Source organism: Pseudomonas sp. GW821-FHT09C09, from assembly GCF_059418105.1.
Genome location: NZ_JBWKPF010000001.1, coordinates 37911 through 57535, shown reverse-complemented (window position 1 = coordinate 57535; position 19625 = coordinate 37911). Strand labels below are relative to the sequence as shown.

Annotated in this window: 19 protein-coding genes; 15 read left to right on the top strand and 4 right to left on the bottom strand. The window is 58.9% G+C overall.

The window, feature by feature from the left end:
* Nucleotides 1–80: 80 nt before the first annotated feature.
* The 6 genes from lpdA to AC07NR_RS00270 all read left to right on the top strand — a co-directional run bounded on the left by lpdA (nucleotide 81) and on the right by AC07NR_RS00270 (nucleotide 6699).
* The gene (lpdA, locus tag AC07NR_RS00295; RefSeq protein ID WP_011333117.1) at nucleotides 81–1517 is read left to right on the top strand and encodes a dihydrolipoyl dehydrogenase; all 1437 of its coding nucleotides are present in this window, start codon (nucleotides 81–83) and stop codon (nucleotides 1515–1517) included.
* A 199-nt stretch (nucleotides 1518–1716) separates the two neighbouring features.
* On the top strand, nucleotides 1717–2883 hold the full coding sequence (gene sucC / locus AC07NR_RS00290) for an ADP-forming succinate--CoA ligase subunit beta (RefSeq protein WP_007959029.1): 1167 nt from the start codon (nucleotides 1717–1719) through the stop codon (nucleotides 2881–2883).
* Nucleotides 2883–3767, top strand: coding sequence for a succinate--CoA ligase subunit alpha (gene sucD / locus AC07NR_RS00285; protein ID WP_011333119.1), 885 nt, complete (start codon nucleotides 2883–2885; stop codon nucleotides 3765–3767). Before sucC ends, sucD begins: the two co-directional genes overlap by 1 nt.
* A 329-nt stretch (nucleotides 3768–4096) precedes the next feature.
* Nucleotides 4097–5410: a branched-chain amino acid transport system II carrier protein gene (brnQ, locus tag AC07NR_RS00280; RefSeq protein WP_085710552.1), complete on the top strand. Its 1314-nt coding sequence runs from the start codon at nucleotides 4097–4099 to the stop codon at nucleotides 5408–5410.
* 150 nt (nucleotides 5411–5560) lie between these two features.
* Nucleotides 5561–6298 carry a DUF599 domain-containing protein gene (locus AC07NR_RS00275; RefSeq protein ID WP_085710553.1) on the top strand — a complete coding sequence of 246 codons (738 nt, stop codon included), beginning with the start codon at nucleotides 5561–5563 and terminating at the stop codon, nucleotides 6296–6298.
* Complete coding sequence (locus AC07NR_RS00270; RefSeq protein ID WP_248737923.1) at nucleotides 6298–6699, top strand: MAPEG family protein; 402 nt, start codon at nucleotides 6298–6300, stop codon at nucleotides 6697–6699. The genes AC07NR_RS00275 and AC07NR_RS00270 overlap by 1 nt, the downstream gene beginning before the upstream one ends.
* 77 nt (nucleotides 6700–6776) lie before the next feature.
* Here the strand turns inward: AC07NR_RS00270 and AC07NR_RS00265 are convergent, their stop codons facing one another.
* Complete coding sequence (locus AC07NR_RS00265; RefSeq protein WP_011333123.1) at nucleotides 6777–7013, bottom strand: hypothetical protein; 237 nt, start codon at nucleotides 7011–7013, stop codon at nucleotides 6777–6779.
* A 158-nt stretch (nucleotides 7014–7171) separates the two neighbouring features.
* Here AC07NR_RS00265 and AC07NR_RS00260 point away from each other — a divergent pair, with 158 nt between their 5' ends.
* The 4 genes from AC07NR_RS00260 to AC07NR_RS00245 all read left to right on the top strand — a co-directional run bounded on the left by AC07NR_RS00260 (nucleotide 7172) and on the right by AC07NR_RS00245 (nucleotide 10880).
* Nucleotides 7172–7648, top strand: a complete 477-nt coding sequence (locus tag AC07NR_RS00260) for a PaaI family thioesterase (RefSeq protein ID WP_085732282.1) — start codon at nucleotides 7172–7174, stop codon at nucleotides 7646–7648.
* A complete protein-coding gene (locus AC07NR_RS00255; RefSeq protein WP_085710558.1) occupies nucleotides 7645–8097 on the top strand; it encodes a PaaI family thioesterase in 453 nt (150 codons plus the stop codon). Before AC07NR_RS00260 ends, AC07NR_RS00255 begins: the two co-directional genes overlap by 4 nt.
* An 81-nt stretch (nucleotides 8098–8178) precedes the next feature.
* Entirely contained in the window at nucleotides 8179–10083 is a 1905-nt protein-coding gene (gene htpG / locus AC07NR_RS00250; protein ID WP_305834636.1) for a molecular chaperone HtpG, read from the top strand.
* 68 nt (nucleotides 10084–10151) lie between these two features.
* Nucleotides 10152–10880 carry a dienelactone hydrolase family protein gene (locus AC07NR_RS00245; protein ID WP_495077573.1) on the top strand — a complete coding sequence of 243 codons (729 nt, stop codon included), beginning with the start codon at nucleotides 10152–10154 and terminating at the stop codon, nucleotides 10878–10880.
* 42 nt (nucleotides 10881–10922) lie between these two features.
* Here AC07NR_RS00245 and AC07NR_RS00240 read toward each other — a convergent pair whose 3' ends face one another.
* Together AC07NR_RS00240 and AC07NR_RS00235 are read right to left on the bottom strand one after the other, a co-directional pair.
* The gene (locus AC07NR_RS00240; protein WP_248737919.1) at nucleotides 10923–11813 is read right to left on the bottom strand and encodes a pirin family protein; all 891 of its coding nucleotides are present in this window, start codon (nucleotides 11811–11813) and stop codon (nucleotides 10923–10925) included.
* A 61-nt stretch (nucleotides 11814–11874) separates the two neighbouring features.
* Nucleotides 11875–12291 carry an OsmC family protein gene (locus tag AC07NR_RS00235; protein ID WP_065260454.1) on the bottom strand — a complete coding sequence of 139 codons (417 nt, stop codon included), beginning with the start codon at nucleotides 12289–12291 and terminating at the stop codon, nucleotides 11875–11877.
* 377 nt (nucleotides 12292–12668) lie between these two features.
* Here AC07NR_RS00235 and AC07NR_RS00230 point away from each other — a divergent pair, with 377 nt between their 5' ends.
* The 5 genes from AC07NR_RS00230 to AC07NR_RS00210 all read left to right on the top strand — a co-directional run bounded on the left by AC07NR_RS00230 (nucleotide 12669) and on the right by AC07NR_RS00210 (nucleotide 18852).
* A complete protein-coding gene (locus AC07NR_RS00230) occupies nucleotides 12669–14294 on the top strand; it encodes a methyl-accepting chemotaxis protein (RefSeq protein ID WP_495077572.1) in 1626 nt (541 codons plus the stop codon).
* A 348-nt stretch (nucleotides 14295–14642) separates the two neighbouring features.
* Complete coding sequence (locus AC07NR_RS00225) at nucleotides 14643–15701, top strand: Gfo/Idh/MocA family protein (protein ID WP_248737917.1); 1059 nt, start codon at nucleotides 14643–14645, stop codon at nucleotides 15699–15701.
* Nucleotides 15689–16546 (top strand): sugar phosphate isomerase/epimerase family protein, encoded by an 858-nt coding sequence (locus AC07NR_RS00220; RefSeq protein ID WP_248737916.1) that lies wholly within the window; start codon nucleotides 15689–15691, stop codon nucleotides 16544–16546. The genes AC07NR_RS00225 and AC07NR_RS00220 overlap by 13 nt, the downstream gene beginning before the upstream one ends.
* Before the next feature lie 185 nt (nucleotides 16547–16731).
* Complete coding sequence (locus AC07NR_RS00215; RefSeq protein ID WP_495077571.1) at nucleotides 16732–18090, top strand: MFS transporter; 1359 nt, start codon at nucleotides 16732–16734, stop codon at nucleotides 18088–18090.
* 111 nt (nucleotides 18091–18201) lie between these two features.
* Nucleotides 18202–18852 carry a TetR/AcrR family transcriptional regulator gene (locus AC07NR_RS00210; RefSeq protein ID WP_114881947.1) on the top strand — a complete coding sequence of 217 codons (651 nt, stop codon included), beginning with the start codon at nucleotides 18202–18204 and terminating at the stop codon, nucleotides 18850–18852.
* Nucleotides 18853–18905: 53 nt separating this feature from the next.
* Here AC07NR_RS00210 and AC07NR_RS00205 read toward each other — a convergent pair whose 3' ends face one another.
* Nucleotides 18906–19619 (bottom strand): DUF3108 domain-containing protein, encoded by a 714-nt coding sequence (locus AC07NR_RS00205; protein WP_085710569.1) that lies wholly within the window; start codon nucleotides 19617–19619, stop codon nucleotides 18906–18908.
* Between the last annotated feature and the right edge of the window lie 6 nt (nucleotides 19620–19625).

Genomic DNA, 19625 nt, shown 5'->3' with positions numbered 1-19625 from the left:
TGCAGGTTTCAGGCTGCCGGAGACGGCAGTCTGGCTTGCAGCTTGCGGCTTGAAGCTTTTCGCTAAAGAGGATTTTTTGAATGTCGCAGAAATTTGACGTAGTAGTGATCGGTGCCGGCCCTGGCGGCTACGTAGCTGCCATCAAGGCCGCGCAACTCGGTCTGAGCACTGCCTGCATCGAGAAGTACACCGATGCTGAAGGCAAGCAAGCCCTGGGCGGCACCTGCCTGAACGTAGGCTGCATTCCGTCCAAGGCGCTGCTGGACAGCTCCTGGAAATACAAGGAAGCCAAAGAAAGCTTCAACGTTCACGGTATCTCGACCGGCGAAGTCAAAATGGACGTCGCTGCGATGGTTGGCCGCAAGGCCGGCATCGTCAAGAACCTGACCGGCGGCGTTGCCACCCTGTTCAAGGCCAACGGCGTTACTTCGATCCAGGGCCACGGCAAACTGCTGGCCGGCAAGAAAGTCGAAGTCACCAAGCCGGACGGCTCGGTTGAAGTCATCGAAGCCGAAAACGTGATCCTGGCTCCAGGTTCGCGTCCGATCGACATTCCACCGGCTCCGGTCGATCAGAAAGTCATCGTCGATTCGACTGGCGCTCTGGAATTCCAATCCGTACCTAAGCGTCTGGGCGTGATCGGCGCTGGCGTGATCGGTCTGGAACTGGGTTCGGTATGGTCGCGTCTGGGTGCAGAAGTGACTGTCCTGGAAGCCCTGGACACCTTCCTGATGGCAGCGGACACCGCTGTTTCCAAGGAAGCGCTGAAAACCCTGACCAAACAGGGTCTGGACATCAAGCTGGGCGCTCGCGTAACCGGTTCGAAAGTGAACGGCGACGAAGTCGTTGTGAACTACACCGATGCCAACGGCGAACAGACCATCACTTTCGACAAGCTGATCGTAGCCGTTGGTCGCCGTCCGGTGACCACTGATCTGCTGGCTGCCGACAGCGGCGTGACCCTGGACGAGCGCGGTTTCGTGCACGTTGACGATCACTGCGCCACCACCGTACCGGGCGTTTACGCCATCGGTGACGTGGTTCGCGGCATGATGCTGGCTCACAAAGCCTCGGAAGAGGGCATCATGGTTGTCGAGCGCATCAAGGGCCACAAGGCCCAGATGAACTATGACCTGATCCCTTCGGTTATTTATACTCACCCGGAAATCGCATGGGTTGGTAAAACCGAGCAGGCCTTGAAAGCTGAAGGCGTTGAAGTTAACGTCGGCACCTTCCCGTTCGCAGCATCCGGCCGTGCCATGGCCGCCAACGATACCGGTGGTTTCGTCAAGGTCATCGCCGATGCCAAGACTGACCGCGTATTGGGCGTGCACGTGATTGGCCCGAGCGCTGCAGAACTGGTTCAGCAGGGCGCGATCGGTATGGAATTCGGCACCAGCGCTGAAGACCTGGGCATGATGGTTTTCTCCCATCCGACCCTGTCCGAAGCCTTGCACGAAGCAGCTCTGGCAGTGAATGGCGGCGCCATCCACATTGCCAACCGCAAGAAGCGTTAAGACACAATAAGAAACCACGGCGGTACGGCCCGTCGTGAGCCTTGCGTGCAAGACTCACCGCGGAATGTCCGCTGGACGCAGCCTTGCGTAGCTGCACCGGGTATCCGGAAAGGCTACGCAAGCAGCAGTCACAGGTGGCGCGGCACTCATCAAGAGCGCAGCGCCGAATGCGCAGTACCTAACGAAGACGGTAAAAAGCATGAATCTTCACGAGTATCAGGGTAAGCAGCTGTTCGCTGAATACGGCCTGCCAGTTTCCACTGGTTTCGCAGTAGACACCCCGGAAGCAGCAGCAGAAGCTTGCGACAAAATCGGCGGCAACGAGTGGGTTGTCAAAGCCCAGGTTCACGCCGGTGGTCGCGGTAAAGCGGGCGGCGTCAAGCTGGTTCGCAGCAAAGAAGACGCCAAAGCCTTCGCACAGCAGTGGCTGGGCAAGCGTCTGGTGACTTACCAGACTGATGCCAATGGCCAGCCAGTCACCAAGATCCTGGTTGAATCGTGCACTGATATCGCTAAAGAGCTGTACCTGGGCGCTGTCGTTGACCGTTCGAGCCGTCGCATCGTGTTCATGGCCTCCACCGAAGGTGGCGTGGACATCGAGAAAATCGCTCACGACACTCCAGAAAAAATTCTGAAAGCCACTATCGATCCACTGGTTGGCGCTCAGCCGTTCCAGGGTCGCGAGCTGGCATTCCAGCTGGGTCTGGAAGGCAAGCAGGTTGCTCAGTTCGCCAAGATCTTCGTAGGTCTGGCCAAGCTGTTCAAGGATCACGACCTGGCTCTGCTGGAAGTGAACCCGCTGGTGATCAAGGCTGACGGCGATCTGCACTGCCTGGACGCCAAGATCAACATCGACGCCAACGCAATGTACCGTCAGCCTAAGCTGAAGACTTTCCACGATCCGTCCCAGGACGATCCGCGCGAAGCGCACGCTGCCAAGTTCGAACTGAACTACGTAGCGCTGGAAGGCAACATCGGCTGCATGGTGAACGGTGCCGGCCTGGCCATGGGTACCATGGACATCGTCAACCTGCACGGCGGCAAGCCAGCCAACTTCCTCGACGTAGGTGGTGGTGCTACCAAAGAACGCGTTACCGAAGCTTTCAAGATCATTCTGTCCGACAGCAATGTCGCTGCAGTACTGGTTAACATCTTCGGCGGCATCGTTCGTTGCGACATGATTGCCGAAGGCATCATCGGTGCAGTGAAAGAAGTCGGCGTGAAAATCCCGGTTGTTGTTCGTCTTGAAGGCAACAACGCTGAACTGGGCGCTAAAGTACTGGCAGAAAGCGGTTTGAACATCATCGCTGCTACCAGCCTGACCGACGCTGCTCAACAAGTCGTTAAAGCTGCGGAGGGCAAGTAATGAGCGTCCTGATCAATAAAGACACCAAAGTAATCTGCCAGGGCTTCACCGGCGCGCAGGGTACTTTCCACTCCGAACAAGCCATTGCCTACGGCACCAAAATGGTTGGCGGCGTGACTCCAGGCAAAGGTGGCACCACTCACCTGAACCTGCCTGTGTTCAACACCGTGAAAGAAGCTGTAGAAGCCACTGGCGCCACCGCCAGCGTGATCTACGTTCCGGCTCCTTTCTGCAAGGACTCGATCCTGGAAGCAGCATTCGGCGGCATCAAGCTGATCGTCTGCATCACCGAAGGCATTCCTACCCTGGACATGCTGGACGCGAAAGTTAAGTGCGACGAGCTGGGTGTTACCCTGATCGGCCCTAACTGCCCAGGCGTGATCACTCCGGGCGAGTGCAAGATCGGCATCATGCCAGGTCACATCCACTTGCCAGGCAAGGTCGGTATCGTTTCCCGTTCCGGCACCCTGACCTACGAAGCTGTGAAGCAGACCACTGACGCCGGTTTCGGTCAGTCGACTTGCGTCGGCATCGGCGGTGACCCGATCCCGGGTTCGAACTTCATCGACATCTTGAAGCTGTTCCAGGAAGACCCGAAGACCGAAGCGATCGTAATGATCGGCGAGATCGGCGGTTCGGCTGAAGAAGAAGCGGCTGCTTACATCAAGGCCAACGTGACCAAGCCGGTTGTTTCCTACATCGCTGGTGTGACTGCTCCTCCGGGCAAGCGCATGGGCCATGCTGGCGCAATCATCTCCGGCGGCAAAGGCACTGCAGACGAGAAATTCGCTGCTCTGCAAGACGCAGGCGTGAAAACCGTGCGTTCGCTGGCAGACATCGGCAAGGCCCTGGCCGAGCTGACTGGCTGGGAAGTGAAGAAGTAAGCTTCGGCTGACTTTTCAGCTCCAGCAACAAAGGCCACCTTCGGGTGGCCTTTGTCGTTTCTGATGTTCGGTTTGACGATGGCGATTTATAGGCACCTGCCCAATTACATGCAAAAACGCGACACAGACACGTCGCGTATCGGATAGTTCGCCCTCAAACAGTGCGTTTGTCAGACAAATTCGTTAGGCTAGCAGCCATTTTTGCGTCTGCCGCCCACAAGGCATGCAACGCGCTAAACGGGTCAGTCTTATACGGATTGACAGCATTTCCCTAACCCCACAGGGAAATCCCCCTCTAAATTCCGATTCAGTAGTGTGGTATTTCCTTAATGAAAGTTTTGAAAGGTCAGGACATCCTGGCACTTGGCTTTATGACATTCGCCCTGTTCGTCGGGGCCGGCAACATCATCTTCCCGCCTATCGTCGGTTTGCAGTCCGGACCCAACGTCTGGATGGCGGCGCTGGGCTTCCTGATCACGGCGGTCGGTCTGCCAGTGATCACCGTTGTCGCGCTGGCAAAGGTCGGCGGAGCGATGGATGCGCTGAGCACGCCGATCGGCAAGATTGCCGGTGGTGTGCTGGCAGCCGCGTGCTATCTGGCGGTCGGCCCGTTGTTCGCCACGCCGCGTACCGCGACCGTGTCCTTTGAAGTGGGTCTGGCGCCGCTGACCGGCGAAAGCCCGCTGGCGCTGTTCCTCTACAGCTCGGTGTATTTCCTGCTGGTGTTCTTCATCTCGCTTTATCCGGGCCGTCTGCTGGATACCGTAGGGCGTTTCCTCGCGCCGCTGAAGATCATCGCCCTGGCGGTGCTCGGTATCGCTGCATTCGCGCTGCCGGCCGGTGACATCGGCGTGGCCACTCCGGAATACGTCGCTGCACCGTTCTCCCAGGGGTTCATCAATGGTTACCTGACCATGGATACCCTGGGCGCCCTGGTGTTCGGCATCGTCATCGTCAACGCGATCCGTTCCCGTGGCGTTGAATCGCCGGCGCTGATCACCCGTTACGCGATCATCGCCGGGCTGATCGCCGGCGTCGGTCTGGCGCTGGTATATGTCAGCCTGTTCCGTCTGGGGTCCGGCAGCCATGAAGTGGCCGCAGGGGCAACCAACGGCGCAGCGGTGCTGCACGCTTACGTGCAACATACCTTCGGTTCGCTGGGCAGCGGTTTCCTTGCGGTGCTGATTTCTCTGGCGTGTCTGGTGACGGCGGTCGGCCTGACCTGTGCCTGCGCCGAATACTTCAGCCGTATCGTGCCGCTGTCCTACAAGACGCTGGTCATCATCCTCGCGGCGTTTTCGCTGCTGGTGTCCAACCTGGGCCTGACCAAGCTGATCGCGTTCTCGATCCCGGTGCTGACCGCGATCTACCCGCCGTGCATCGTGCTGGTGGCCCTGAGCTTCTGTGCCGCGTTCTGGCATGAGCAGAGCCGCATCATGGGCCCGGTGATGCTGGTGTCGTTCGTGTTCGGCACCATCGATGCGTTGAAAGGTGCCGGTCTGGCTGACTGGATGCCATCGCAACTGTCCCACCTGCCGCTGAGCGAGCAAGGCCTGGCGTGGCTGGTGCCATGCGTGATGACCCTGGTGGTCGCAGTGGTTTGTGACCGCCTGCTGGGCAAGCGCGCCGAAGCCCTGGCTTAAGATTGCCGGCCCGTCACAAGCGGGCTTGAGCGATTAAACAGAAATGCCCCGTATCAATCGATACGGGGCATTTTTTATGGGCGTCAGGCAGTGTCTTTTCCTTTCGGCTAACGTCGAAGGGGAGCCGAAATCTTCCACACAGGAATTTGCATGTCGTTCATCCAAGCCAACCTGATCCACTTGCTTGCCGCGCTCTGGTTCGTCATCTGCTGGGGCGGTTACACCCGTTATGCCACCTGGAAGGCCCGTGACACGGCGTGCCTGGCCAGCGTGTTGCACCTGTACCGCGAAGACTGGATGCGCCGCATGCTGCTGCGTGACAACCGCATCGCCGATGCCAGCGTGATCGGCAACCTCGAGCGCAACGCCTCGTTCTTCGCTTCCAGCACACTGATCATCCTGGCCGGCATCCTGACTGTGCTCGGTGCTTCGGAGCGTGCGGTATCGTTGCTGGCGGACATTCCGATGGTGCAGCAGGCCTCTCAGGGCATGTCGGAGATCAAGTTGCTGTGCCTGGCGCTGGTGTTTGTCTATGCGTTCTTCACGTTCAGTTGGTGCATGCGTCAGTACAACTTTGCGGCGGTTCTGGTGGGCTCGGCGCCGATGATCGGTGAGCGTCAGGTGTCCGAGCAGGAGCGCAAGGCGTTCGCGTCCCGGGCGGCGCGGGTGATTTCGATGGCGGCCAACCAGTTCAACTTCGGTCTGCGCTCCTATTACTTCGGCATGAGCATGCTGGCGTGGTTCGTCAGCCCGTGGCTGTTCATGCTGATGAGTGCGGGGGTGGTGCTGGTGTTGTATCGCCGCGAGTTTCATTCCGACGTGCTCGATGTAATGGTCTATACCCCTACAGAGGCGCCGTTGCCCGAAACGATCAAAGAGGCTGCTTGATGAGTATTCCGTTCTGGTGTGTGTTTATCAGTGCGTTGTTGATTTACGTGGCGCGCATGCCCGTGGGCAAGGCCATGAAAGAGCAGGGCGGTTACAACAATCACCTGCCGCGTCAGCAACAGGCGCAACTCACCGGTTACGGCGCCCGGGCACTGGCGGCACATCAGAACAGCATTGAAGCATTCATCCTGTTTGCCGTGGGTGTGCTGATGGCGCATACCACGCAAACGGCGGGATGGTTGATCGATACGTTGGCGATCATCTTTGTGATCGCACGGATTCTCTATCTTTGGTTCTACCTGGCCGATATTCCCAAGCTGCGCAGTCTGGTGTGGCTGGTCGGATTAGTGTGTTCATTGTTGCTGATGATTAGTCCGACTTTTAAAACCGCATTGCTCTAACAAGGAATTACCAAAAAATGACAGGCAAAAGAAAACCCGCACTTGGCGGGTTTTCTTTTTGGGCATCGAGAAGCGGCTTATTGCTTCTTGGCAGCTTCTTCTTGCGCTGCAGCGTTCGATTCGGCCTGATCTTTGGCGGCTTCGGCGTTTTCTTTCGCCGCGTCGTTCACTTTATCCTGAGCTTCATTCATTTTCTGCTGAGCTTGTTCAGCATGTTGATTGGCATCTTGAGCTTTGTCCTCGGATTTTTTATCGCAGGCAGCGAGACCGAGGGAAGCGGTCAACATCAAGGCAATAGCTAAAGTCTTACGCATGGGGTGTTTCTCCTTATGGAAAATAACTACTGGCCTTAAGAGCGCAGCCCCAAGGTTTAAGTTCCTCATTTCTCACAGATATATAAGTTTGTTTTGCAATGGAACTTTTGCTGTTCTTTCCACTACCGGGAACAGTGACTAACAAGAGTAATGATCAAATGGCCGAAAACCCTGTTTTTGAGCGTGCGACCCGCTTTCTCTCGGCCCTGCGCCACTGTCAGGTGCTGGGTTTGAAAGTGCACAGCGCCAGCAGCGAAGGCCTGACGGTGGTCTTGCCGTACAGCGCACAAATCGTTGGCAACCCGCTGACCGGCGTGGTCCACGGCGGGGCGATCACGTCGCTGATGGACACCGCGTGCGGCATGGCCACCTTGTGTGTTTTACCGGAATTCGAAGTCTGCCCGACCCTGGATTTACGCATCGACTATATGCACGCCGCCGAACCGCACAAGGACGTCTACGGTTTCGCCCAGTGCTACCGGGTCACCACCGACGTTATCTTCGCCCGTGGCTTCGCCTATCAGGACGATCCCGAACATCCCATTGCCCATGTCGTCGGAACATTCATGCGCATGGGCAAGGGGCTCAAAGGTACCAAGGGCTTTGGTGGCGCGATCAAGGGAGAAAACCCATGAGCGATGACTTCAAGCAGCAACTGCAAGAAGCCCATGAGAAGGGTGACTACGCGCCGCTGCTGGCGTTGATTCCCTATGCCGGGCTGATCGGAGTCGAATGCGCTCGAGTCGGGGATGACCTGCTGTTCAAGCTGCCGGCGAACAAGGACAACATTGGTAACCCTTTATTGCCGGCGATCCACGGCGGGGTGATTGCCGGGTTCATGGAGCTGTCCGCTGCGCTACACCTGCTGATTTTCACCGGTGCGCCCGGTGTGCCGAAGATCATCGATTTCTCCCTCGATTACCTGCGGGCCGGGCAGTTCCGCGATACCTGGGCCCGGTGTCAGGTCTGCCGCCAGGGACGGCGGGTGGCCAACGTCGCGGTCACGGCCTGGCAAAGCACCGAAAGTGAACCGATTGCCACTGCCCGCGCCCACTTCAAAATCGACGAGCCCTTGAAATCCTGAACACCGCCCCCAACTCAGTGAACAACCCGCCGCAGACCACCTGGGTCGCGGCCAATGCCATCTGATTGGAGTTTGATGACCATGAGTGTGGAAACTCAAAAGGAAACCCTGGGCTTCCAGACCGAGGTGAAGCAACTGCTGCACCTCATGATCCATTCGCTGTATTCCAACAAGGAAATCTTCCTTCGCGAATTGATCTCGAACGCCTCCGACGCCGTCGACAAATTGCGCTTCGAAGCCCTGGCCAAGCCTGAGTTGCTCGAAGGTGGCGCTGAACTGAAAATCCGTGTGAGCTTCGACAAGGACGCCAAGACCGTCACCCTCGAAGACAACGGCATCGGCATGAACCGTGACGATGTGATCACCCACCTGGGTACCATCGCCAAATCCGGCACCGCCGACTTCATGAAAAACCTGTCGGGCGACCAGAAGAAGGACTCGCACCTGATCGGTCAGTTCGGCGTGGGTTTCTATTCCGCTTTCATCGTTGCCGATCAGGTTGACGTGTACAGCCGTCGCGCCGGCTCCCCTGCCAGCGAAGGCGTGCACTGGTCTTCGAAAGGCGAGGGCGAGTTCGAAGTCGCCACCATCGACAAACCGGAGCGCGGCACCCGTATCGTCCTGCACCTGAAATCCGGTGAAGACGAGTTCGCCGATGGCTGGCGTCTGCGTAACATCATCAAAAAGTACTCCGACCACATCGCGCTGCCGATCGAGCTGCCGAAAGAAGTGGCCGCTGCCGAAGGCGAAGAGAAGCCAGAGGTTGAATGGGAAACCGTCAACCGCGCCAGCGCCCTGTGGACCCGTCCTCGCACCGAAGTGAAGGATGAGGAATACCAGGAGTTCTACAAACACATCGCCCATGACTTCGAAAATCCGCTGTCGTGGAGCCACAACAAGGTCGAAGGCAAGCTCGAGTACAGCTCGCTGCTGTACGTACCGGCCCGTGCCCCGTTCGATCTGTACCAGCGTGAAGCGCCAAAAGGCCTGAAGCTGTACGTGCAGCGCGTGTTCGTGATGGATCAGGCCGAATCGTTCCTGCCGCTGTACCTGCGCTTCATCAAGGGCGTGGTCGATTCCAACGACCTGTCGCTGAACGTGTCGCGGGAAATCCTGCAGAAAGACCCGATCATCGACTCGATGAAGTCGGCGCTGACCAAGCGCGTGCTGGACATGCTGGAAAAACTGGCGAAAAACGAGCCTGAGCAATACAAGGGCTTCTGGAAAAACTTCGGTCAGGTCATGAAAGAAGGCCCGGCAGAAGATTTCGCCAACAAGGAAAAAATTGCCGGTCTGCTGCGTTTCGCATCGACCACCGAAGGCGACGGCGAGCAGATCGTCGGTCTGGCCGACTACCTGGCTCGCGCCAAGGAAGGTCAGGACAAGATCTACTACCTCACCGGCGAAACCTACGCGCAGGTCAAGAACAGCCCGCACCTGGAAGTCTTCCGCAAGAAAGGCATCGAAGTGCTGCTGCTGACCGACCGCATCGACGAGTGGCTGATGAGCTACCTGAGCGAGTTCGACGGCAAGAGCTTTGTCGACGTCGCGCGCGGTGACCTGGACTTGGGCAACCTGGATTCGGAAGAGGACAAGAAGGCCGCAGAAGAAGTCGCCAAGTCGAAGGAAGGTCTGGTCGAGCGCCTGAAAACCGCGCTGGGCGAGTCCGTTGCCGAAGTCCGCGTTTCCCATCGCCTGACCGATTCGCCGGCCATTCTGGCCATCGGCGAGCAGGACCTGGGTCTGCAAATGCGTCAGATCCTCGAGGCCAGCGGGCAGAAGGTGCCGGATTCGAAGCCGATCTTCGAATTCAACCCGAGCCACCCGTTGATCGCGAAGCTCGACAACGAGACCAGCGAAGAGCGTTTTGGCGACCTGTCGCACATCCTCTTCGACCAGGCCGCTCTGGCGGCTGGCGACAGCTTGAAAGATCCGGCCGCATACGTGAGCCGTCTGAACAAGCTGCTGGTTGAGCTGTCGGCTTGATCGAAATGTAGAAAAACCCGCTTCGGCGGGTTTTTTCATTCTGGTATTCAACCCATCAGGAGTCAGAAATGAGCCAAGTCACTGTACGTTCCGTGGTCTATCAGATTGACGGCCAGCCTTATGAAGGTCGTCTGGCGTTCGACGCCGAGCACAAAAGTGCGCGTCCGGGCCTGTTGATGGCACCGAACTGGATGGGCGTCAGCGCTGGCGCGGAAGAGATCGCCAAATCCGTGGCGGCCAAGGGTTATGTGGTGTTGATCGCCGACGTGTACGGGCAAGCCGTGCGTCCGCAGAATGGCGATCAGGCGGGGGCGGCGATGATGCCGCTGAAGAATGACCGTGCACTGTTGCGCAAGCGTATGCAGGCTGCGTTCGAACAATTGCAGAAGCAGGGCGAAGCCGCCGTCGATACCTCGAAACTGGCGGTGTTCGGTTTCTGCTTCGGCGGTTGCTGTGCGCTGGATCTGGCCCGTACCGGTGCAGCGGTCAAGGCTGCCGTGTCGTTCCACGGCACACTGGATTCGCCGAACCCGGCGGACGCGAAGAACATCAAGGGCTCGGTGCTGGTGCTGCACGGCGCTTCCGATCCGCTGGTGCCGAAAGAGCAACTGCCGGCATTCGAAGACGAAATGAACGCGGCTGGCGTGGACTGGCAGTTGCTGAGCTACGGCGGCGCGGTGCACTCGTTCACCGATCCGCACGCCAATGTGCCGGGCAAGATGATGTACGACGCGAAGACCGCTGCGCGGGCGTTCAAGTCGATGCATGACTTGCTGGAAGAAGTGTTCAAAGGCTGATTCGGTTGAAAGCACTCCCACGCCTGGCGTGGGAGTGTTCGTTTACAGCGGTGTCGGCTCGCTACGGGATTTCGGCAATTCAATCCGTTCGACTTCCCCCGGCACCGTCGGCCATTCCCCGGCCGCCCATTTGCGCCGGGCCTCATCGATAGCCGCCGGATCGCTCGCGACGAAATTCCAGTTGATCCGCCGTGGCCCATCCAGTGGCGCGCCACCAAACAGCACGGCATGACTGTCGCTTTCGGCGAACAGGCTCATCTCTTCCCCGGCCGGCAACACCACCAGATCGTGGGGCTCCACGGTTTCCCCATTCAATTGCACATCACCACTCAACACATACAGCGCCCGCTCCTCATGTTCGGTGGGGATCAGCAGGGTGGTTGCAGTCTGCATCTTCAGTTCGGCATACAGCGTCGGAGAAAGTACCGGCACCGGCGATTCCAGGCAAAAGCCTGACCCGGCAATCATGCGGATCTGCACGCCGAGGTTATCGCTGACCGGCAGCGTCGATGCCGGGTGATGGCTGTAATGTCCCGGACCTTGCTCGTGATCCTTGGGCGAGGCAAGCCAGATCTGCAGCCCGTGCATCTTGAAGCTTTGTTCCCAAAGCGGTTCGGGGGTGCGCTCGACGTGAGCGATTGCCGTGCCCGCGGTCATCCAGCTGACATCGCCAGCATTGACCACCTGATCCGAGCCGAGGCTGTCCTTGTGCTGGATCTGTCCTTCAAACAGATAGGTCAGCGTCGACAGACCGATGTGCGGATGCTGTCGGATGTTCATCCCTTTGCCTGCGGGATAAAGCGTTTCAAGCATGTGATCGAAAAACACGAAAGGCCCGACGCTGCGGCATTTGGCTGACGGCAGCGGACGCAGGATCGGCTGGCCTTCGACGTCTTCGGCACGCGGGCGGATGATCAGGGGTTGGGTGTCCATGGTCCATTCCAGGCTGGGCGGGTGATGCGTGGAGCATAACCCGCCGGTGTCATCGTGGTGATTACTGGCTATCGAAGCCTTGTGGGGCGTGGGTTTCGATGGTGACTTCGCTGGTGGTCATCAGTTTGTGAATCGGGCAGCGGTCGGCGACACGCAGCAGTTCTTCACGCTGGGCATCGGTGAGCACGCCTTTGAGTGTCAGGGTGACGTGCAGGGCGTATTTGCCTTTCTGTTCCTGGCTGTTGTCGCGTTTCACCTCTACGCCGACGCCCGTGAGCGGGATGTCTTTTTTCTTGGCATACAGCTTCAGGGTCAGGGCCTTGCAGGCGCCGAGGGCGGCGTCGAAATAATCGTGGGGTTCAGGCGCGGAGCCTTCGCCGCCAGCCGTGGTCGGGACATCGGTAAACAGTTCGTGCTCATCGATCTGTACGGTGTGACGGAAACCTTCGGCGGACACGGTATTGACGGTAACGGTCATGTGAACCTCGCAAGCAGTAGGAAAAGTCATTCGATCAAATAAGACCTTGCAGGTATAGAGCATTCCCGCAAGGGCGCGTTCCACTTTCTTGCCGGCGTGCGGCAGGGCGTCAGGTTATGCCGGTGAGTTGAGGAATACTTGTGCTGGTGTTTCGTCTGCCGACCTGCTTCAAGGTTTTCAGGTAACTTGCCGTTGATCTTGCGGCGAACAGCGCTCAAGTCCGGCAAAAGCGTCGCTGAATCGTTAATGCCGAGGGTTTGAAGTATTAAGGCCTTTTGATATCACCTTTTGGTCTTACGCAAATTTTCGCCGGGCCGATACCTTCTAAAGCAGCCAGCTGCAGGGTTGATGCAGCGCTTTTGGAAGGAACCAGAGCAATGAGTATCCGCAGTCTCAATATTGCCCCCCGTGCCGGGCTGGGCTTCGGTCTGTTGGCGCTGATGGTGTTTGCCCTCGGGGCATTCGCCCTGCTGCAGATGTCGAACATGCGGGCCCAGTCCGACGAGGTCGACAAGAACTGGCTACCCAGCGTGATGGCGGTAGGCGAAATGAGTCAGGACATGCTGCGTCTGCGCGCCCTGACCATGCGTCTGTTGCTCAATCGCGATCCGCAGGCTCTCGATCAGAATGTCCCCAAGCTCAATGAGCTGCGCAGTGTGTTGAGCGAAGCTCAGCAACGTTACGACATATTGATCGTGCTGCCCGAAGAGCGAGCGTTGTTTGATCGCTTCAAAGTCGCGGAGCACAAGTATCTGGAGTTGCAGGCTCAGGTGATGACGTTGTCTGCCCAGGGGAAGGTGGAAGACGCGGCAAGTATTCTCAATACCCAGATGAACCCGTTGGCCGACGACATCGCCGCGACCCTCAAAGAACTGGTCGAGTTGAACAAACACAATGCCAACCTCGCCACCGAGGCCGCACGACTGGTGTTCATCAATTCGCGGGTCTGGGTCGGGGTAATGATCGGCATCACGGCGCTGATCACCATTGGCCTGGCGCTACTGCTGACCCGCAGCATCGTGGTACCGCTCTCGCAATCGCTGGGGGTCGCCGAAGTGGTGGCCGGCGGCGATCTGACCGGTGATATCAGCATCATCGGCAAAGATGAGCCGGCGCGGCTGCTGCATGCGCTCAAGAGCATGCAACACAGCCTGCGCGACACCATCCGGCAGATTTCGGAATCGTCCAGCCAATTGGCCTCGGCCTCGGAAGAGCTGAGCTGCGTCACCGAAGATGCGACGCGCGGGTTGCATCAGCAGAGCCTGGAAATCGAGCAGGCCGCCACCGCGGTCAATCAGATGACCGCCGCCGTTGAAGAGGTCGCCAGCAACGCCGTGGCGACTTCCGAGGCATCACGGGAGTCGGACCGCATTGCCCAGCATGGCCGTGAGCAAGTGCAGCAGACCGTGTCGTCCATCGAGTTGTTGGCGGATGACGTTACCGCCAACGCCACGCAGGTTGAGGATCTGGCGCAGAAGGTCTACAGCATCAGCAAAGTGCTGGAAGTGATCCGTTCGATTGCCGAGCAGACGAATCTCCTTGCGTTGAACGCGGCGATCGAAGCGGCCCGCGCCGGTGATGCCGGGCGCGGCTTCGCGGTGGTGGCCGACGAGGTGCGGGCATTGGCCCACCGTACCCAGCAGTCGACCCAGGAAATCGAGCAGATGATCGGCGGCATACAGCAGGGCACCGATTCGGCGGTCAGTTCGATGCAGCAAAGTAATGTTCGTGCGCGCTCGACGCTGGAGCTGGCGAAAGCGGCGGGCGTGGCGCTGGAGGAAATCGCTTCCGCATTCACCTTGATCAACGAACGCAATCTGGTGATCGCCAGCGCTTCGGAAGAGCAGGCTGCCGTGGCGCGGGAAGTGGATCGCAACCTGATGAACATCCGCGATCTGGCGATGCAGACCTCGGCGGGGGCCAATCAGACCAGTGCCGCGAGTCAGGAATTGTCACGGCTGGCGGTGGATCTGAACAACATGGTGGCCAAGTTTTCGGTCTGACCGTTGCTCGATTTCTGTGGATTTCATGCCTGTCTGACCAGACGCCCGATGCTTGCATCGGGCGTTTTTCATTTCGAATGACAGATCGTGTTTTTTCACCTTATTGTGAATTAAATTATTCGATTTTATTTTATAAAATAATTAATCAATAAGTTATAGGAATAAAAAATCAGCAAATTGCTGAAAATACTCCATTTTTTCATTTTTTAACTGGCTAGATAATTATTTGAAATTCCTTTTTGAGGGAAATAGTCTGTCATTTCTCGTCAATTGTTGATGAGTTATCAGCTTTATTTCACGTATTGGTGAATAAAGCGGCATATGACATTCCCCGATGAAGGAAACAACGTGAACAAGATCCCGATCGGCGTCATTGGCGCAGGCTTGATTGGCAAGACCCACATCGAACGTGCCATGGCCCAGGAAAACGTGGAGCTGGTCGGCATTGCCGATCCCACACCTGCCGCACAGACACTGGCAGCTTCTCTTGGCGTGCCGTGGTTCGAGCATTACGACGCCATGCTGCAAGTGGCAAAACCGCGTGGCGTAGTGGTGGCGACGCCCAACGTCACCCATGCCGATGTGGCGGTTGATTGCCTTGAGCGAAAGGTGGCGGTGCTGGTCGAGAAACCGATCGCCGACACACTGGTAAACGCCCGGCGCATCTGCGCGGCCTCCGCCGCCCACGGCGTACCCGCACTGGTCGGCCATCAGCGGCGCTACAACCCGATCATGCGGCATGCCAAATCGATCGTGGATGCCGGGTTGCTGGGGCGACCGGTCAGCGTGACGGCGTTGTGCACCTGGCTCAAGCCGGACGACTACTTCGAGACTGCGTGGCGCCGGCAGGCCGGTGGCGGGCCGGTGCTGATCAACCTGATTCATGACATCGACCTGCTGCGCTTTCTGTTCGGCGAGATCGAGAGCCTGCAAGCCATCACGTCCAGCAAAGTCCGGCGCTTCGAGGTAGAGGACACTGCGGCGGTGCTGCTGCGTTTTCGCAACGGCGCGCTGGGCACCGTATCGGTCTCCGATGCCACGGCGGCGCCATGGAACTGGGATCTGTCGGCGGGCGAAGCCGAGCGTTTCCCGCGTCAGGATGACGTCAATTCGCACTTCTTCTCGGGCACCGAAGGGTCGCTCACCTTGCCGCGACTGGAACTGTGGCGCTATCACGGCCAAAAGGGCTGGCATGACGCGATCACCATGGAGCGCTCCGTTCCACATATCGGCTGCCCGTATGCCGAACAGATGCGCCACTTTTGTGCGGTCATCGCCGGCAACGAGCGCCCGGTTTGCTCCGCCGAGGATGGCTTCCGCACCCTTGAAGCGACGCTCGCTGTGCATGCCGCCGCTCGCACCGGTGCCGTCGTACGCCTGGAAGGAGGGACATCATGGGGCGCCTGATCGGCCTGGCGCCGCTGTCGCACCTCGAGCTGTCGCCGGTGGAAATGGTCGAGTGCGCGGCGGTGGCCGGTTACGACTGCGTCGGGCTGCGCCTGATCCCGGCGACGGATCAGGAACCCCAGTGGGATTCAGTCGGCGATACAGCGTTGATCCGGGATACCGCGCGCCGGTTGCGCGACACCGGGATCGTGGTGTCGGACATCGAGCTGTTCCGCCTGCAGCCGACCACGGATCTCAAGACGTTTCGTGCAGCTCTGGAAACCGGAGCGCTGCTCGGTGCGCGAAATGCCGTGGTGTCCGGGCAAGTCGCGGATTTTTCGCAAATGACCGATCTGTTCGGCGGTTTTTGCGAAATGGCGGCTGGCTATGGCATCAGCGCAAACCTGGAGCCGACACCCTGGGTGGCGGTCGGCAGTGTGGCGGCGGCGGCGCGTCTGATCGAGGCGGCGGATTGTGCCAATGCGGGGATTCTGATCGATCCGATCCACTTCGACCGGGCCGGCGACCGCGTCGAGGCGCTTGCCGAGCTGCCACCGCAGTACTTTCGGTTGATGCAGCTTTGCGACGCGCCGGCACAGCGTCCGGTCGATCTGAACACCTTGCTGCATCAGGCGCGGGCCGAGCGGTTGATGCCTGGGGATGGCGGTCTGGACCTGCAACGTCTGCTCAGGGCGATGCCGCGTCAGATCCCGCTGAGCCTGGAGGTGCCCATGCGCAGTCTCGCCGCTCAATGGCCGGCAGTGGAACGAGCCAGGCGAATGCTGGAGAAGACGCGGGCACTGCTCGTCAGCCTGGAGCTGGACGCCTGGGGTGATCTGGATGAGGCACCCGCCGTTTGTCACTGATGTACGCGATCACGACCAGACGCCGGATCATAAGGGGAGGGTTTCATCCACTGACCTGACGATCGACGCACAGGTGCGCCTTGCGGGCTCGCACCAGACTCAACAACAAAAACAACAAGGCATCCACGGCGCCGGTTTTTCCCGGCAGCCGTCGGGCAGTCGATAAAGCGGTAGCGGAGGTAGCAATGAATACCCAGGCAACAAAAACCAAAAAAACGCCGGGCAAGGCAGCATTGGCGGGCTGGATTGGCAGTGCGATGGAGTACTACGACTTTTTCATCTACGGCACGGCGGCGGCGCTGGTGTTCGGCAAGGTTTTCTTCCCGGCGTCGGAGCCGGCCACCGGCGTTCTTCTGGCCTTGGCCACCTTTGGCGTGGGTTACATCGCGCGCCCGGTGGGTGCCTTGTTTCTGGGGCATCTGGGCGACCGCTTCGGACGCAAGCGGGTGCTGGTGCTGACCCTGCTGTTGATGGGTATTTCGACCTTTCTGGTCGGGTGCCTGCCAAGCTACGACAGTATCGGGATCGCGGCGCCGATCATGCTGGTGATCCTGCGCCTGTGTCAGGGCTTCTCGGCATCAGGGGAGCAGGCGGGGGCCAACTCGATGACCCTCGAACATGCACCGTCGCGACAACGGGCGTTCTTCACCAGCTTCACCTTGAGCGGCACCCAGGCCGGGCTGATCCTGGCGACCCTGGTGTTTCTGCCGATTTCGGCGATGCCGGAGGAGCAGTTGCTGTCCTGGGGCTGGCGCATACCATTCTGGTTGAGCGTGGTGGTGTTGGTCGTGGGTTTTCTGATCCGTCGCAACATCGAGGAAACGCCAGTGTTTCAGGAGGAGCGTGAGCGCAATCAGACAGCCCGGATGCCCTTGAAAACCCTGTTTGCCGACTATCGCAGTGATGTGGTGCGGGTGGCGCTGGCAGCCATGGTGTCCACGGTCAGTACCGTGTTCGGGATCTTTTCCCTGTCGTATGCGGTGAACATTGCGGGTGTCGAGCGCAGCACCATGCTCTGGTTGACGATCATGACCAATATCGTGGCTCTGTTCGCCATTCCGCTGTGGGCAATGCTTGCCGACCTGATCGGGCGCCGGCCGGTCTATCTGTTCGGAGTGCTGGCCAGCGGTTTGCTGATGTTTCCTTACCTGTGGTCGATCGAGCAGCACAATTTGCCGCTGATGTTTGTGCTTGGCGTTCTGATGTCCGGGATCTGCTTCAGTGCGGCGAACGGCATCTGGCCGGCGTTCTTCGGTGAGATGTTCAGTACCCGCGTGCGGCTGTCGGGCATGGCGATCGGCACTCAGGTCGGTTTTGCATTGTCGGGGTTCGCTCCGATCATCGCGGCGGCGTTCATGACCTCGATCCATCGTCCCTGGCTGCCGGCGGCCTGTCTGACGTTACTGGCCTGTGCAATTGCGGCTCTGGCGACATGGAGCGCCAGGGAAACCTTTGATGTGGACATGCAAGACCTGGGGCGAGACACGCCGCGCGACGAGCCACAAGTGAAACCACGGGGTGTGTTTCTGGAAGGCGTTGACTGAGGCCCGTCCGGGCTGTGAGGGGGTGGCCAGGGATTTGGCCTCCACCGCCGCTGCGGACTTCGGGTATTCTCCAAGGCTTCACTCCACAGGATTTCGGCCACCGACTCGCCCATGACCGACTCTATCAATGAAGTGACGCAAACCAAGCGTTCACGCAATGCCAAGCGCTCCCAGCAAACAATCCTCGAGGCTGCCCGTGGCGTATTTGCCGAGCAGGGGCTGGAGGGCGCGCGTTTTGAGGAGATCGCCGAGCGTGCCGGCGTCGACAAGCGACTGATCTATTACTACTACGCCAACAAGGAAGAGCTGTTCCTGTGTGTGCTGGAGGAAGGTTATCTGCAGTTGCGTCAGGCCGAGCGTGAACTCGATCTGGAGGCGTTGCCGCCGATGGATGCGATTCGCCGGTTGATCGAGTTCTCGTGGCGTTTCTACAACGACCATCCGGAATTCATGGCGCTGGTAAACAATGAAAACCTGCACCGGGCGCGGCACCTGGCGGGGTCGAGTCGTTTGCCGGAGCTGGCGTCTCCGCTGGTGGACAATCTCGGGCGGATTCTGGAGCAGGGGCGTGTCGAGGGTGTTTTTCGCGGAGGGGTCGATCCGGTTCAGCTGTATTTCACCCTGGTCGGGCTGACCTATTTCTATCTGGCCAATCAGCACACGCTGTCGACCATTCATGGTCGCGATCTGGTGACGCCCAAGGCGCTCAATGAGCGTCTGTCCCACGTCACCGAAGTGATCCTGGGCTTTCTGGTGCGCTGAGCCTCGAATCGAAGGCGAAAAAAAGCCCCGCGTTTGCGGGGCTTTTCGTTGAATCAACTGCCTTTGACTGTCTTGCCGTTGACCGTGCCGTCCTGGAGCATGATGTTGTATTCCTTGCCGTCGGTCTCGACCTGTTGCAGACGGACCAGCAGGTAATCCCAGTCTTTGGCGAACCACATGACAGTGGTGCGCTTGCTTTGTGTCGGATCACGCACGCGCTCGACCTTGATCGCGTCGATCTTGCCGGCCTTGGTCTCTACTTTCTCGGTACCCAGGACGCGGAAGTCATAGGTATCGACATCGCCGCCATCGACCACCTGATAGCTCATGGTCTTTTTGCCGGAGGCGACATCATGCTGCAGCGCCAGCTGGTAGGTGGACTTGTCGACCATGCCACGGTTCAGCGGGACTTTGACCGCGTCGCCACGGTCGGTGCCGGTCACCAGTTTGTTGTTCCAGTCGAAGTCCAGATCAGCCTTTTTCGCCTTGCCCAGGCCACCACGTTCGAAGTGGTAAGACTGTGGAAGCAGGGTGTCCTTGTCCAGGGTCAGGGTGCTTTCCTCGGACAGGCTGGCGATCATCATCGAAGCCTTGAAGCTGAGCTTCCAGACGCCGTTGGCTTCCTTGGTCAGGCTGCGTTCGGCGGTACCGCTCATGGGCAACTGTTTCCAGTCGGCGGTGTAGCTGGCGGAGAACGGTTGAAGGTCTGCCGCCTGGGCGAAAGGCAGGGCGAGCAGAGCGCAAGCGAAGAGCAGGGCGCGACGCATAAAATC

Coding starts and splice junctions, on each gene's coding strand:
- lpdA (WP_011333117.1), top strand. CDS start 81: ATGTCGCAGAAATTTGACGTAGTAGTGATCGGTGCCGGCCCTGGCGGC.
- sucC (WP_007959029.1), top strand. CDS start 1,717: ATGAATCTTCACGAGTATCAGGGTAAGCAGCTGTTCGCTGAATACGGC.
- sucD (WP_011333119.1), top strand. CDS start 2,883: ATGAGCGTCCTGATCAATAAAGACACCAAAGTAATCTGCCAGGGCTTC.
- brnQ (WP_085710552.1), top strand. CDS start 4,097: ATGAAAGTTTTGAAAGGTCAGGACATCCTGGCACTTGGCTTTATGACA.
- AC07NR_RS00275 (WP_085710553.1), top strand. CDS start 5,561: ATGTCGTTCATCCAAGCCAACCTGATCCACTTGCTTGCCGCGCTCTGG.
- AC07NR_RS00270 (WP_248737923.1), top strand. CDS start 6,298: ATGAGTATTCCGTTCTGGTGTGTGTTTATCAGTGCGTTGTTGATTTAC.
- AC07NR_RS00265 (WP_011333123.1), bottom strand. CDS start 7,013: ATGCGTAAGACTTTAGCTATTGCCTTGATGTTGACCGCTTCCCTCGGT.
- AC07NR_RS00260 (WP_085732282.1), top strand. CDS start 7,172: ATGGCCGAAAACCCTGTTTTTGAGCGTGCGACCCGCTTTCTCTCGGCC.
- AC07NR_RS00255 (WP_085710558.1), top strand. CDS start 7,645: ATGAGCGATGACTTCAAGCAGCAACTGCAAGAAGCCCATGAGAAGGGT.
- htpG (WP_305834636.1), top strand. CDS start 8,179: ATGAGTGTGGAAACTCAAAAGGAAACCCTGGGCTTCCAGACCGAGGTG.
- AC07NR_RS00245 (WP_495077573.1), top strand. CDS start 10,152: ATGAGCCAAGTCACTGTACGTTCCGTGGTCTATCAGATTGACGGCCAG.
- AC07NR_RS00240 (WP_248737919.1), bottom strand. CDS start 11,813: ATGGACACCCAACCCCTGATCATCCGCCCGCGTGCCGAAGACGTCGAA.
- AC07NR_RS00235 (WP_065260454.1), bottom strand. CDS start 12,291: ATGACCGTTACCGTCAATACCGTGTCCGCCGAAGGTTTCCGTCACACC.
- AC07NR_RS00230 (WP_495077572.1), top strand. CDS start 12,669: ATGAGTATCCGCAGTCTCAATATTGCCCCCCGTGCCGGGCTGGGCTTC.
- AC07NR_RS00220 (WP_248737916.1), top strand. CDS start 15,689: ATGGGGCGCCTGATCGGCCTGGCGCCGCTGTCGCACCTCGAGCTGTCG.
- AC07NR_RS00215 (WP_495077571.1), top strand. CDS start 16,732: ATGAATACCCAGGCAACAAAAACCAAAAAAACGCCGGGCAAGGCAGCA.
- AC07NR_RS00210 (WP_114881947.1), top strand. CDS start 18,202: ATGACCGACTCTATCAATGAAGTGACGCAAACCAAGCGTTCACGCAAT.
- AC07NR_RS00205 (WP_085710569.1), bottom strand. CDS start 19,619: ATGCGTCGCGCCCTGCTCTTCGCTTGCGCTCTGCTCGCCCTGCCTTTC.